Genomic DNA, 15,653 nt, shown 5'->3' with positions numbered 1-15,653 from the left:
CTCACACCTCCCTACTCCAGCAGACGTTCCGCCCCATAAATAGCAGTGTGTTGTGCATAAAACTCATTACTTGCTTCTATCAGTTCATCATCCAGCCAGTCCAGATACTTTATAGTCGTATCCAAATGTTTATGCCCCAATGCCTGACTGATCATTTCCAGTTCCCATCCTGCCTGCTTTCGCATATTTGCAAAATAGTGACGTAACATGTGGGGTGTGATTTTAACTCCGGTTTTCTTTTCCATTCGGTCCAACATATCATATACACTGTCCACTCTTAATGGCTTTCCAATGTTCTCACCCATGATATTCACAAACAGGTAATCCTGATGTTGCAGGATTTTCCGATATTTTGCCAGATAATCCATGAGAAATTCAAACGTATCATTACTTATCTTGGCACTTCTGTATTCCGCATTTTTGGCTCTCGCTTCATTTTCATTATCTTCCCGGAAGCATACCCTTATCATGTGATTCCTATAATCAATATCTTTGACATATTTTACTCCCAGTAGTTCCCCAATTCTGTATCCGGTTTCTGCTAACATAAGTAACAGAAGCTGATCTCTTCGGTTCGTACAGGCCTGTAAAATTGTAATAATCTGATTTTCTTTTGCTGTTCTCCCACGATGTTCCTCTTCCTTCAGATAGGCTTTAAAAGAATGATTCCGCAGTACCTTTTTTACTCCCACCTGATTAACCGCTATAATCTGGTTATACGATAAGGTTTTGAGACTTCCGTACTGTTCATATTCTGCCTCTATAAATAAATAGAACCTGAACACATCTTTTAAGTATGCGTTGCAGGTTCCTTCATTCGGACACTTCTTTTCTCCAGCCGTTTGCTCTGTATGGTTTCCGGCTTTAAGCCAGTATAAAAATTCCACAAAGTGTTCTGTCTGTTTTTCATAATCTAACTGATAGACTTCTGTGAGTTCCATTTCTTTCTCTGCCATATATTTCATATAATAGCAGATTGAAAATGCTGTGCGTTTCACTGTATTTGGTGAACGTTTACATTTAATCTTATGCATTAGATATTTACTTGGCAGTTCTTCAATACTCATTGTTTCCAGATTTCTGATGAAAAAATATTTTTCTGTTCCATCTTTTATCGTTTCCACCTTGTATATCATAAGCTGCCTCCTTTCCTCTAACGCTATACACAGTATACCCACTTCATGCCGAAATAGCTATTCATCAATACCAACAATCCCACCGAAAACGCCCTTGAAATACCACCAAACTTTTCGTGCAAAATCTGCTTTTTCTGTAGCAGAACCACGAACGGTTACAGGTAGTATTCCACGCCTTTCCGGTTTCGAATAAAGTGCTGGACATCCTTGATATCTTTTGCCATCTTGCAGCTCGGAAGCGCACACATTACTTCCTCATGATACCTGCCACCTTCTCCTGCACGCTCGTCTAAAATGGACACGACACAAGTATCTGTCTCGGTGCGGAGAGCACGTCCGAATCCCTGTCTTAGTTTTTTCTGCATGTCTGGAACAATCACTGCCTGAATATAATCTTTCAGGCTGGCATATTCCTTCTTCTGTGCTTCACTGATGGGATCAGGAACAGCAAAGGGCAGTTTTACTATAATCAGCGAAGATACCATATCTCCAGGGAAGTCTACTCCTTCCCAACAGGAGCCGGCTGCAAAAAGGACAGCATTGTCCATCTGTTTAAATCTTGTGATCTCTTCCGGTGAATGTCTCCACACCTCTATCATCGGGAACGGAATTTCATCCCTTAACATCTGGTAAACGTTTCCCATCAAATGATAAGATGTAAACAGCACTAGCGTATGCCCGTAAGTCGAACAGATCAGTGAATGGATATGGTCTGCTATCATCTCTGCCTCTTCCTGACTTTCTCTTCTGCATGTCTTCAAATTCTTTGGCAGATATAACAGACAGTTCTTCTGATATTCAAACGGGGAGTCTGCCACATATTCCCGGACTCTCCGCACTCTCTGTAATCCTGTCATTTTCCGAATGTGGGAAAATCCCTGTCCGGTTTTTAAAGTTCCGCTTGTCAGAATCGCTCCCATTCCTCTGCTCCATAACATCTGGTCCAGATACTGTGGAATCCGTCTGCTGGATGCACACAATATAATCCGGTGGTCATGGTCCTGCTTCAGATGCAGCACATACTTCTTATCCTGATGGAAAAAGCATTCCAGCACACTTTTGGTTTCTTCCAGCTTGTTTCTGATCCACTTTGGAATCTTCTTTTCTAATTTTTCTATGATCTTATTCATGGTCTGTATCCCCTCATATAAATACATTGCACACTCTTCTGTCATGTGGAATTCTTCTTTTATCCCATATCTGGTTCTGTGGTTTTCTCCTATGATGTCCAGCACCATCCGGATCGTCCCGGACAGTTTTCTTATCTCCGGGCCTTGGTACTCATTCCCAAGATAAAAGCAGATTTCTCGGATATCGTCATAACAGAGGCTCTTCCCAAACATCTGCTTTGCCGCATCCGGCAGCTTATGTGCTTCATCGACAATCAATGCTCGGTAGTCTTTTAATAACGGGCGGTAATCCTGCAGCCTGTGATAACCATCAGCCAGCAGATAATTGTGATTACAGATCTGAATGAACATTTCATGATCTCTGGAACGCTCCAGATACTGCTGATACCTGCATGAGCCTCTTTTCGGGCAGTCTCCCGAACAGAACTTCGGTACACTCACCATCCTTCTGTCAAACCCACTTAAGTTGGACACTTCGTCCATATCATAATGTTCTTTCAACGACAGCAGAGCTTCTTTCTGCAACGCATTTTTGTTTTTTTCTTCGATTGCAACGATTCGGTGCTCCAACCTCTCATCGCAGACAAAATGCTCTTTCCCTTTTCGTATCACAGCTTTAATAGGGGCCTGAATCGTCCCGTTCTCCTGAAGAATCCGGGAGAGAAAAGGGATATATTCTGTAAGAATTGCTTTCTGGAGTGCAATGCTGGAAGTGGATATCACGACCGGACGCTGCTCATAAGGGGAACATCCTTCTGCAAGGAGGGAATATTTTCTCATCAGAACACAGGCCACCAGATAGGCATACGTCTTGCCGATACCGACACCCGCGTCACACAGTGCTATGTTTCTTCCCAGCAGGTTATCCAGCATTTTGTGGCATAACATAATCTGTTCTTCCCTTACTGCCATTCCATGTTCCGGGAACAGCACTCGGAAAATAGTATCAATTTCTCGATGCGCTCTATTGAGATATTCTCTTGTGTAATACATAATTTGTTACCTGATATGCGTGCTGATATCACATCAATACGGCTGTAAAGGATTTCTCCCTACAGCCGTATGTATCTGATATCAACGACACATTCTTCCTTGATTTCTTATACTTTTGATTTTTGGCGTTGTATTTGTCCTCGACTCCCCCATTGCCTTACGGGAACATTACAGGCGGATGCTTGGCATTGCACCGCTCACGGATTTTCTAAAAGTCTTGCTGATTACAACCCAAAGTCCATCCTCTGCTCACTGGCAGTTCCTATGTATCATTATCCCCTCGTAAGTGATCCTCGCAAAAGACCGCCACGGTCCTGTTTCAGTTAAAGATGATTCGCTCGAAACGAAAACGCCACAAAAGAACTCTGCCTCTCACTTTCTGGTCTAATTTCTTCCATGCCCTTTTCATCTGTCCTCGCGTCTTCCTGCCACGCTTCTACTTACGGGAACGTACCTGTAATGCTGGTATGAGGTTGTCAAAGTACACTGGCAAAATTTACCTGCCTATTAAATAGCCGACGAAAAACGCCATAATTATTCAATTTTTGATAAATTTTTTAATTTTTTTCTCAAACGGTTTCTTTTGGTATAAATCGTCTGTTCTGCCATTCCCATAATCTTAGCAACTTCTCTTCCAGAATATCCCCATGTACTGAGTAAGAGGATTTCCAGTGTCTGATGCTCCGTTTCTTTCAATAGTTCATAGATTCGCTTATCACCTATGTGATCCAGAAGCTCCTTTACATCCCTTGCAAACAGCTCGCTGTCCTTTTCTTTTATGGAATCCATATCCTGCATCGTTTCATCCAGATGTTCCCGGTATCTGCGCTCTTCCAGAAAGTCTTCCCTGTCCATCTGGCGCAGCTTTTGGATCTTCTCTTCTTCCATTCCCAGTTCACGCAATTTCTTTTCTTCCTGTTCTTTCCAATAATTCCACTTTCGTTCTTCACTTGTCTTGTTATAAGCCATTTATCTTTCCTCCGATCTGATTTTTGATATAGAAATCAAATCGGAGCATGGCGGTGACCGGATAGGTACGTTATAATGTTCGAAAAATGTCGAAGAAAAAAATGCTGCAACCTCTTCGATTACAGCACTTTTTTCCATCTTACGTGAATATTTCTTGTTGGTTCATAGGAGATTCCTTCTTTTTCTCATAATGAATAAAAGACTCTTGTCATTCATTATTTATTATAATTTTTCTACTATTACAATAGCTTTTTTAACAAGTTTTCTTGTCTTGGAGTTTAAAAGAAAGCTACCAGTTTTTTTCCTCTGATAGCTTTCCATTCATTCTTATTCTGTTGGGAACATCGCTGCTTCCAACTTATTCATCTCTGTATCCAAAAGACCATATTTTCCTGAGTTATCTTTTTCCACGGATACGTTTACAGTAACAGCTTTTCCATATCTGTTCTTTTCAAGACTCTTCTGGACACTTTCTGTTAATACAGCTGCAAAGACTTCCGGATCATTTCCATCCAATCCCTGCTTTATTTTTTCATTGCTTACCTCTGTAGAGCTTTGTTGCAATGTCTGAAATACATTGGATGGTTCAACTTGTACACTTACTGTATAGACTCCATCCTCTTCTTTCACATCTTGTACTTTGTATTTTGCCAGTTTCTTTACTTCTGTCAGTTTTTCCGCATAATCAGCAATTCCTTTATCCGTAATGTTATCGGAATCATCAAATTGCTGTTGGATACTCTCATTAAAATCCTCTTCGATTTCTTTCTTGGCATCTTTTTCCGAGATTTCTAACAGATTCGCATAGTCCTTATATTCTCCATGATAGTGTGCATCAAGAGAACTTTGGACGTAGGATTTGGCATCAAAGTCTGGTTGTCTGGAGCAAGCTGATAACAATATACATACTATAATTCCTATACTTATGCACAAAACACAATTCTTCTTTTGCATATTCTCTCCTTCACGCTTTATTTATCTTCAATTTTTATCGAAAATAACATTTTTAAATACTGTTCTATTGACTCCTTTTGAACTTTTCTTTCAATATTATATGGAATGCACATAAAAAACTCCACATAACCATTATCAATAAAACTCAGCAATACTTCTCCATTTTCTGTTAAAAAATGTACATATTTTTTATTACATTTACTTTCAAATTTAATATTCGACATTTGCTTGTATATTTTTTTGTAATGATTTTTTATGCTTACTTCATCTGTACAATCAGTTCCATCACCTATCAAAAAAGAAATATACAACTTATCATAATCTTCATTTCTATATGTCATATAAGAATCTGTATGACCATCACCAATATTTTTATAATGCTCATTTGGAATCGAATAACTAATTATTTTCCCCTCTAATGTTTCAAATCTTTCTGTTTCATCAATTCTAATTTCACATGGTTCAAACATTTTTTTTATAAACAAGCCCAATTCATAATCCGACATTTCTATAAAATTAATATAATCTTTTTCTTCCGTTTTTCGCGAATATCCCCCTCTATTATTCCGTTCCCATCTTCTAATTTCTAATTCATCTCCATTTTGTTTCAAATCAATTCTTTGATAATTCTTGGAAAATGTTGGAAAACTTTTATATTTTGTTTGTTTCCAAAAATTGTTTAATTGAGATTCGTCTACTTTTGGGGAACTTTCTGCAATTTTTATTCCTTTTCTAATTGCACAGCCTATCTTATCTATTGTTTCTTCAGCCATAATTTCAATTGTAGGTTCGATAGAAATATAACATCCCATAAACCTTTCAATGGCATTAGGCACAATTAAGAAACCATATTTTTGATTATAATATACAGAAATCATATCCGTTTTCTCCTCTCTATTACTTAAGGGGAATAAAATATTCCCCTTAAGCTATTTACTTTGCTATTATTTTCCTACTGTAATAATGAGTTTAACACCTTTATCAATACCATGTTTTGTAGCATTATTAACTGCATTTATCTGAGCTTCGCTTAATGTTACATTTGGAACAACTACTTGTAATTGTCTACCCACTATTTCTTCCGCATTAACAAATTTACCATTAAATGTTTCTCCTATAAATCCTGAAACTTTATTAATGTCCTTGACAATTACCTTTTCCAATTTATTACCATTTTGATAAGTCTTTGCACCTAAGTCTCGGCTTTTAACACTAGTCACAACACCATTTTCTACTTTATCTATGGTCGGGAAATTGTGTCCCAAGTTATTTCCCATAGCTTTGTCAATAATATCTCCTCGCTCTAATGGTGGTTTTTCCCAAGTGCCTTCTGGCAATTTTGTTTCGGTTACTTCTGCAACTAATTTTTTAAACGATTTATCAATCCCATCATTATGGGTACTTCCTGCACTCCTTACTACATTCAAAAGTTTCCCAGCCCCATAACTAAGGCCACCCATAACGCCACCTGTCACTGCTCCTGCAATACCACCGACTAACGTATCTTTTGCTACTTGTTTCAGACTATTTCCAGACAAACCTGAATTCACTGCACTATATGAAGCTCCACCAATAGCTCCAATAACTGCTCCTGAAACCATCGCCGTTCCTAAGCCACCCATTGCTGGCAATGCTGCCAGAACTGCTCCTGCAGCCAAACCGCCTGTTGCAGCAACTACAAGACCAGAAACTGTAACCGCAGTTATACCAATGGCTACTTTTTTCACCGCATTCCAGTCTACTTTTCCAAGCTTATCTGTAATACGATTTGTTGTCGTACACATATGTCGTACCACTTCTGAGCGGATTTCTGCCGTTCTTTCTGAAACATAGGATTTGAAAGATGTATAAGTTTTTCCAATTTTCTGTACCCCATTGCTTACAGAACGAATAAACTGACTTCCTCTGGATGTGATCTTTTGATATGTACTGCTACTGGTTACACGATTTTTCACAGATTGATATGTCTGTTTTGCATGTTTAGCTGCATTTTTGGCAGTTTTTGCTACCCCCTTCACTGTGTTAACAATAGTTTTTGCTGCTTTCTTAGCTGTATTTACTACTGTTTTGACTACCTTTTTCGCAGTATTAACGATTTTCTTGCCGACACTCTTGACTGCTTTCGCTGCTTTTTTAGCTGTACTCTTAATCCTGCTCCACAATGAATGTCCTGTCGGATCACTGTAATTCAGCGGATTATTGGTCGTATAATCGTAGCGGTTTCTGGTCAATGGATTTTCTGTCGTTCCAAGGTCACTATCTTCAGTTGTAAAGGTTCCGTTCTCTGCGTTATAGTATCTTGCCCGCAGATACTGAAGTCCTGTTTTTACATTTGTGGACTCCCCATTGTAACCGTAGTAATTGACACCGTCTGCTGTTCCTGATGTAAGGTTACCGTATGAATCATACTGATAACTGTTCGTCAGATTAGCTGTTTCGGTCAGGATTCCGGTCACGCTGTTTCTTCCGTCATATAAATAATAACTGCTTTCTTCCGATTTATCAACGCTTACCCGTTCTCCGATTCCACTTTCTCCATAAGTATAAGCCTGACGTACTTTCTCGTCTGCTCCATACTCTGCAAGGACTTCTGTATTCTCGCGATTGATATCGTTGATATACTCTGTCAGTGTGTATCCTTTGGCATTGGAACCGCCTTTTACCAGAGAGGCAAGCTGCTCTTTCGGGCTGTTTCCATCTTCGGTACGCTGGTTCGCCGGGATCAGGACTTCATCGCCATAGCAGTCTTCCCATTTATAGGTGTTATCAAGTTCGAATACCCGGTTGTTATCTCCATCGTACATGGCTGCCATCAGGACTGTTCCACCCTGTTTTACTACTGCCAAACGATTCTCTGCTGTGTATTCATAAGTAACCGGATCTGCACTGTTTGTCTTATCACATTCCTGGATCAGATTGCCATCTTTATCATAGCTGTAGGTTGTTCCCGGATCGCCCCAGATCTTTGCATTGGTGCGTTTGATGAGCTGGTTGGAATCGTTGTACTTATAGTTATATTTTGCTTTGCTGACACCATCCTCGATCTTCTCGTAAGAGGTCCGGTTTCCAATCTTGTCATAAGTATAATTATGGACTGTCTTTTTACCGCCCTCTGCTTTTTCTGTACAGCGTGTCAGTTCCCAGTTGTCATCGTATTCATAGGTACGTGTCGTCTGGATCTCTTTTTCCTGATGCTCACAGTCTGCTTTGTCTGTCTCTTTCTGTGTATCGCCCCAGTTGTACCAGTCTTCCCAGCTTGGCGTCTTTCTTGTTCCAGCTTCCAGTTCCGTAGCTGTTTCTCCAACTACATATCCCTGATCATTGTACTTGTACTCATAAGTACTGATTACTTTGCCGCAGGAACCACAGGTATTCACAATCTTTGTGATATGATCTTCTGCATCGTAAGATACTTCCGTCTTTGTTCCATTACTTCTAGTAACTTCTGTCACACGGTTCAGTGCATCATGCTTGTAAGTGGTTACTTTTCTATTACGGTCTGTCAGTTTTACCAGATTATCATTTAAGTCGTATTCATAGCTGATCTTTGTCCCATCCGGGTATACGATTGCCTGCAGATTATCTGCGTCATCATAAACGTAGCTGACATCCTTTTTCGAACCGCTTGTCACTTTGGTGATTCTTCCAAGTGCATCGTATTCGTAGCTGCTCTTGCCTGTCTGATCCTTCATGGATACCCGTTCCCCGGCACTGTTATATGCGTAGGTCACGTCCTTTTCGGATGTCTCGCCTTTTGCGTCCTGATAAGATTTCTCCAACAGGTCATTCAGTTTGTCGTAATCATACGTGGTTTTCTTGCCGCTTGCCTGTGTATGTCCGGTCAGTCTGCCTTTTTCATCATAGTCGAATTTCTCCGTTCTTCCTGCCGGATCTTTGATGGATGTCAGGTTGCCTTCTAAGTCATAAGTATAATTCGTTGTCTTATTTGCTGCATTGGTGAAGGTCACCAGGTTATCCATGTTGTCGTAACCATAAGTTGTTACACCGCCAAGGGTATCAGTTACTTTGGTCAGGTTGTCATTCTTGTCATATTCCAGATGGCTCTTTAATCCGGTCTTATCTGTAACAACCTGAATATTCCCATGTGCATCGTAATCAAATCCCGTTGTGAATCCACGCTTGTCTGTAATAGAAGTTACCCTGCTGTCCTTATCATAGGTATAGGATTCCTTCTGCCCCAGTGCATCGGTCTCTTCTGTTACACGGTTGTCTTTATCGTAGACTGTCTTTGCAACATAGCCCATCGGATCTGTTACAGATGTAACATTATAATTCTTATCATATCCATAGCTGGTCTTTCTTCCACCCGGTTTGGTGATCTCAGTAATATTTCCTGCCGGGTCGTAAGTGTAAGCAGTTATCTTACCAAGCGGATCAGCTGCAGAAGTCATCTGACCTGCCAGGTCATAACTGTAGGTATTGCTCCGTCCAAGCGGATCTGTCTCCTTCACCAGATTGCCATACTTATCATAAGAAAAGCTGGTTGTTCCATCCAGTGCATTGGTAGAAGACTTCATGTTATGGAGCTTATCGTAAGTATAAGTAGTGGTACTCTTTAAGCTGTCGCTTTCTTTTACCACGTTGTCCACTTTATCATAAGAGAAATTTTTAGTATAACCCAGTGGACTGGTCATACTCTTCAGACGTCCGGCTTTATCATAACTATAGGTATACTCTCCACCATTCGCCTGTGTCATCTTTGTGACATTGTCATTCAGGTCAACACTGTACTGTGTCTCATTTCCCTTTGCATCCGTTACAGAAATGACATTGCCATGCTTGTCGTAATCATATTTGGTAACTGCTCCCTTTGGAGAAATCTGTTCCGTCATGTTACTCAGGCTGTCATATTTGTATTCGGTAATGAGTCCCATCGGATCTTTTGATTTGGTAAGATTTCCAATGGCATCATAACGGTATTCATTTGTTTCTTTTAACGGAGAAGTCTCACCGATCTTGCGGTCCAGTTCATCATACTGGTAGGTTGTCGTATTTCCATTTCCGTCTGTCTGGGATACGAGATTGTCATTTTTATCGTAAGCATACTTGGTAACCGTACCGTTTTCATCGACAGATTCCGTCACATTATCATTTCCGTCATACTTAAAGGTGCTGGATGCTCCCAGTGGATTTGTCTGAGAAATAACCCGGTCTTTCTTATCGTAAGCGTATTTATATGTGGCTTCCTCTTCTTCTGTCATGGATAACTGGTTGCCGACTTTATCGTAGGTAAAGGTTGTTTTATGACCTTCCGCATCCGTTACCGCTGTAATGCGGTCCATAACATCATATTCATAAGATGTGATACTTCCGTCTGCTTCAGTAAGTTTCAGGAGTCTGCCGTACTGATCGTACTTGTATGTTGCTGTCCTGCCAAGTTCATCGGTCTGTGTCAGTACATTTCCGGCACCATCATAAGTATAATCCATACTGTTTCCACCATTGTCGGAGGAATGGATCAGGTTGCCTGCTCCGTCATATTGATAGGTAATTACGAGTCCCTGTGCATCCGTACATTTTACAAGCTGTCCGATGGCATCGTACTCCATCAGCACCTTGTCCCCTGTCGGCAGTATTATGGATGTGTTATTTCCCTCTTTATCATACACATAACTATACGCATTGCCGAGGGCATCTGTCATCTTTGTGCTGTTGCCCTGTGAATCGTATTCGTAAGTGGTCTTTCCTTTCAGGGCATCCACCGTCTGTTCCAGATTGTCGGTGGAATCATATTTCATTGCTGTAATGTTGCCCTTTGCATCGCTTACCGATGTCATGTTTCCATTACCATCGTAAGTCATGGTACTGGTATTTCCATTTTCATCGGTAGAGGATACCAGATTTCCATTTAAGTCATACTTCATGGATACGGTATATCCAAGGGCATCTTTGGATGTAGTCAGATTTCCTGCCTTGTCGTAAGCATAAGTATCTGTTCTTCCCTCTTCATCGGTAGAAGATACCAGATTTCCTGCTTTATCATAAGTATATGTGGTAGTTCCACCTTCTGGGTTGGTTTCACTTAAGCGGTTTCCTGTATTATCGTAGGTATAAGTCCAGGTTCTTCCACTGTCATCTGATTTTGATACCAGATTGTCTGCCGCATCATAAGTATAAGTGGTAACTGCACCTAATTCATCTGTCTCTTTAGCGAGTCTTCCGCAGTTATCATATTCCTTGGAATGGCTGCTTCCATCTCCATAAGTAATCTTGGTTTCATTTCCTAATGCGTCATATTCATATTTGGTTATATTACCAACTGCATCTTTGGACTGAAGCACCTGTCCAAGAGAATCAAACTTGGATACGGTTGCATTTCCATTTCCATCGGTATATTTTTTCAGATTTCCTGCTTTGTCATATTCATAGAGCTTTGTTCCAAAATCTTTATTACTCTCTTCTATGACACGTCCCATGCTGTCATACTTATAAGTAATTGTATTTCCTTTTGCATCGGTTGCTTTGACCTGCTGATAATTCTTATCATAAACGTAGCTGATCTGATTTCCTTTCGGATCTGTACCACTGGTCATGTTGTACATCTTATCATAAGTATAAGTGGTGGTATTCCCCAGTGCGTCAGTACTTGCTGTAATATTTCCCACACCATCCAGCGTATAAGCGGTCACACCGCCATCGGCTGCTGTCTTGGAAGTCAGATTGCCATTCGCATCGTAACTGTTCGAGGTTACATTTCCAAGTGGATCTGTCATGGTAACTGCACGATTCATCGCGTCATACGTGAATCCCCATGCTGCTCCATTTCCATCCACATATCCGGTCATGTTCGGTCCGTCATACGAATACGTTGTTGTGACACCTCTGCCGTCTGTCTGGGATACCATACGATGTTTGTCATCGTAAGTATAGGTAATGGCTGTTCCATCCGGTTTTGTAGATGTGACCATATTTCCATTACCGTCATAACTGTAAGTAACCGTTGCTCCGTTATATCCAGTTGCACTGGTCAGCTTATTCTGCTCATTATAAGTATAAGAGGCTGTCTTTCCATCCTCTCTTGTCTCCGTTGCTACATTGCCAAATGTATCATAAGTGTAAGTTTTTGTTCCGGCTGCTGTCGTTTCGGAAGCAAGCTGATTCTCTGCATTATAAGTCTTTTCACAGGTTGTTCCATCCGGATATTCAATGGATGTTGTGCGGTACTGATCATCATAATGATAAACGGTCTTATTTCCTTCGTTATCCGTTGTTGTAGTAGAACTCTTTCCGTACTTGAAAGTTGCCGTTCCTTTTTCTGCATCAGTCTGCTCTACAACTCTTCCTTCTTTATCGTAAGTATTCTTTACAACCGTATTGCCATTCTCATCTTTCCAGCTTGTCATACGGCTGTCATCATCATATTTGTACTCTTTTGTTGTTCCATTCGGATCTGTTACAGATATCAGATTTCCCTGCTCATCATATTTGTAAGAAACTTTTCCACCATCTGGAAGAGACAGTTCCTTGATATGCCCGAATTTATCCTGTTTTACCCCGAATGTTTTTCCGGATGGTGTTGTAATCTTACTCAGATTATAATCATCGTCATAATCTAATACTGTCTTAAATCCATTCACATCCGTTACATAACGTAAAATTCCATATTTATCAAATGACCAGACGCTCTGATCCGCATCTGTCAGTTCCCATCCGATGTAGTCATGGTCTGTATCTTTATAGCTGACTGCTTTTAAATCATATACATAACCATCCGGAGCAGTGTAGCTTCCATCTTCATTCTTATCAAAGATCAGATAACTTCCGTCCCCTCTCATATACAGAAGACTTCCGTCCTCCATTTGAGAAAGTGACTGGTCATAGTTAAAGCTCCATCCACGTCCGAACATGGAATGCTGGTCTGTTCCTTTGGAATTGTAGCTTCTTGTAATGGAGAATTCTCCATTCAGTTCATTCATCGTCGCATCGGACTGATCCATGTAGAAGTTACCAGTATTTAAGTTGACTGGTTCAAATCCAAATTCACAGTGCAGGCCTCTTCCCATCAATGCTCCGTCAATCCGCATCTTATCCTGATCGGTAAGCGGTGCAGGACTATATGGAACATTTGTCTGTGGGTTACGGATAAAGATCGTGTTATTTGCGACTACCAGTGCGTCCATAACCTGATTGTCTTTCATAATGTTCTTAAGCGGAACACCATAATATTTTGCAATCTTCGGGAATGTATCAAACTGCTTCACTTCATAGATCACAAAGCTGTCACTGGTCACTTCTTTTCCTGTTTCCAGCTTTCCATCAATCTCTTTCGATGCTTTTGCTTTGATCTTATAAAGCTTGTCCTTCGTCAGCCCTGAATACAGTGCACTCTGCCAGTTGGAATCTTTGCTGTAATACTTATTCGCCTCCGGGAACTGCTTATTGTATTCAGTACTGTCTGGATAGGAATACAATGGTTTTGCATCTGTTTCGTGATGTTCTTCATTTTCCTCATCTGGAAGCAGATAATATTCTACTGTAGATTTGCTCTTTGCAATTCCGTCTGCAAATACGGCATCAAACTTCAGCTTTCCATTTGTATTCTTTTCTGTCATCGGGCGAAGCAGGATCGTTGTTTCATCCAGTGACATATCTCGCAGATATGGATCTTCAGCCGGTGACCACTGGATGCTGAGTTTCGGTCCATAAACGGATGCCCTGTTATTCAGTACCTCACACTGCATAGAAGCTCCAAGGTTATTTGCCTCGGCAATGGCTACCAGTGCAAATCCGTTATTCGCATGAGTTCCCTGCACCCAGTCATTGACCAGATCTTTGACGTCATAATTGATATAGCTGTTCCTGCTGGTACTTGCATTCTGTACATCCTGAAACGTAAGATTTACTGGTTTTGTTTTCCATGTGATGGAGGTGTTCCACGACTGATCTACACGATAAAGTCCAAACTGGGATGCACCACCACTGTATGCAGTTTTCTGACTGACTGCAAATGTTGCACTGTCAATTTTGGAATCTTTCGGAATCTGACTAAAATTTGAATTTACTTTGATATAAGTCCGGCAGTTCTGGTGTGCAGTACCAAATCCTGCAAGGTTCCCAGACTTAATACCATCATCAAATCCGACATACGGATAATTGTTGTCACCAATCTGACTGGTAGGACTTCCCTCTTCCACACCGATCATGTTAAAGGAACTCTTCTGAATCTCTACTGGTGTCGGATCGATCCTGACCGGATACTGACGTTCTTCTGCCGAAAGCCAATCCCTATCTGGTTTTACGGTCAGGATTGTTTTTCCATCTTCTTCCCGAAGTTCCAATGTGATCAGGAAACTGATTTCCCCGGCAGCATCTTCCATTGATGGCGTCTCCAGAAGATACTTCGCATCTTTGATTGTCTTCCCTTCCGGATAGATATAGACCTGATTGTCTTTTACTTCTGCCTGATACCCCGGAATCTGCAGCTCGTATTCATAGACTTCCCTGTCTGTTGGCTGCTGAAGTACGATATCTTCCTTAATGCTGGAATCCAGTACTGTATACTGAACATCTGCGCCCTCGTAAACTTCATTATAAAGGATCGCATTGTCTTTAATAACGGAATGTGTATAATCTCCATCTACCGGAATGATCCCGATTCTGGTCTTTCCATTTTCAATCGTTACACCATTCTCTTCTGACATCTGTTCCGGAAGAAGGATAGCATAATCGTTTGCCTTGTTCTGATAAACTTCTGTTTTCTCTTCCTTTTCTTCAGTTGCCACTACACTGCTGGCTTCCTGTGCTTCTTCGGATGCCGGAGTATCTGCTTCTTCTGGTTTTACAAGTGTATTATCAACCAGCTCGGTATCTCCATCCTCATTCTTATAAGTTCCGACATAACCTCCATAAACGGTTGTATACTGCTTGTCCCCTGTCTTATAAGTCTTGGAAATGGCATCATAATCAATCAGTTCACCTTCCGGTTCTTCTGGAATCGGATAGTAATCCTGTGGTTCTTTCAACTCCACTTCTTTTTCCTGCGGATTTTCTTCTGTTTCTTCCGCTGGAGTTGTCTGTTCTTCCTGCGTCTCTGTATCTTCTGATGGCGTCGTTTCATTTTGTACGTCCGCATCAGACTGCTGACTCTTATCTTGTTCTCCAGATGTGGAATCTGTAATCCCTGCTTCCTCTTCCGTCAAAGCCTCTGGTCTGGAGAAATCTGCATTCTTCTGTACATCCTCAATGGCCTCTTTTGCCTGTACAAAAATAGGCTCTGTTCCCTGTAGTGCCATCAGGAGTGCAAGTACTAAGGCTATAGCCGACTTTCGAAATCTCTTCATAGTCTCTTTCTCCCTCTTGTAATCTTTTTCTATAATTCCTTTACAAAATAACCGCTACCCTCCTTTTTTCTGACTTTGGCACTACTATAATCTAAAAAATCAGAAAATTTTCATAAATGGTAAAAATGCCCCTTGAGGTGGCAAAAATAGACGAAATCGGTCGAAAAAAA

The 15,653-nt window shown here is 40.8% G+C and carries 6 protein-coding genes; all 6 read right to left on the bottom strand.

Features of this window, described 5'->3' with window-relative positions:
• Nucleotides 1-11: 11 nt before the first annotated feature.
• Nucleotides 12-1,136 (bottom strand): tyrosine-type recombinase/integrase, encoded by a 1,125-nt coding sequence (locus tag DW739_RS06860; protein ID WP_006426957.1) that lies wholly within the window; start codon nt 1,134-1,136, stop codon nt 12-14.
• A 155-nt stretch (nt 1,137-1,291) separates the two neighbouring features.
• Entirely contained in the window at nt 1,292-3,154 is a 1,863-nt protein-coding gene (locus tag DW739_RS06855) for an ATP-dependent DNA helicase (protein ID WP_347559444.1), read from the bottom strand.
• A gap of 639 nt (nt 3,155-3,793) precedes the next feature.
• Entirely contained in the window at nt 3,794-4,228 is a 435-nt protein-coding gene (locus tag DW739_RS06850; RefSeq protein WP_007886453.1) for a hypothetical protein, read from the bottom strand.
• Nucleotides 4,229-4,555: 327 nt separating this feature from the next.
• Nucleotides 4,556-5,182, bottom strand: coding sequence for a hypothetical protein (locus DW739_RS06845; protein WP_007884654.1), 627 nt, complete (start codon nt 5,180-5,182; stop codon nt 4,556-4,558).
• A gap of 17 nt (nt 5,183-5,199) precedes the next feature.
• Nucleotides 5,200-6,060 (bottom strand): contact-dependent growth inhibition system immunity protein, encoded by an 861-nt coding sequence (locus DW739_RS14880; protein ID WP_007884653.1) that lies wholly within the window; start codon nt 6,058-6,060, stop codon nt 5,200-5,202.
• A 66-nt stretch (nt 6,061-6,126) separates the two neighbouring features.
• A complete protein-coding gene (locus DW739_RS06835) occupies nt 6,127-15,483 on the bottom strand; it encodes a DUF6531 domain-containing protein (protein WP_243023743.1) in 9,357 nt (3,118 codons plus the stop codon).
• Nucleotides 15,484-15,653 lie beyond the last annotated feature (170 nt).

Source organism: Clostridium sp. AM28-20LB (assembly GCF_003480665.1).
Taxonomy (GTDB): Bacteria; Bacillota; Clostridia; order Lachnospirales; family Lachnospiraceae; genus Otoolea; species Otoolea fessa.
This window is presented reverse-complemented; position numbering and strand designations above follow the sequence as displayed.

Coding starts and splice junctions, on each gene's coding strand:
- DW739_RS06860 (WP_006426957.1), bottom strand. CDS start 1,136: ATGATATACAAGGTGGAAACGATAAAAGATGGAACAGAAAAATATTTT.
- DW739_RS06855 (WP_347559444.1), bottom strand. CDS start 3,154: ATGTTATGCCACAAAATGCTGGATAACCTGCTGGGAAGAAACATAGCA.
- DW739_RS06850 (WP_007886453.1), bottom strand. CDS start 4,228: ATGGCTTATAACAAGACAAGTGAAGAACGAAAGTGGAATTATTGGAAA.
- DW739_RS06845 (WP_007884654.1), bottom strand. CDS start 5,182: ATGCAAAAGAAGAATTGTGTTTTGTGCATAAGTATAGGAATTATAGTA.
- DW739_RS14880 (WP_007884653.1), bottom strand. CDS start 6,060: ATGATTTCTGTATATTATAATCAAAAATATGGTTTCTTAATTGTGCCT.
- DW739_RS06835 (WP_243023743.1), bottom strand. CDS start 15,483: ATGAAGAGATTTCGAAAGTCGGCTATAGCCTTAGTACTTGCACTCCTG.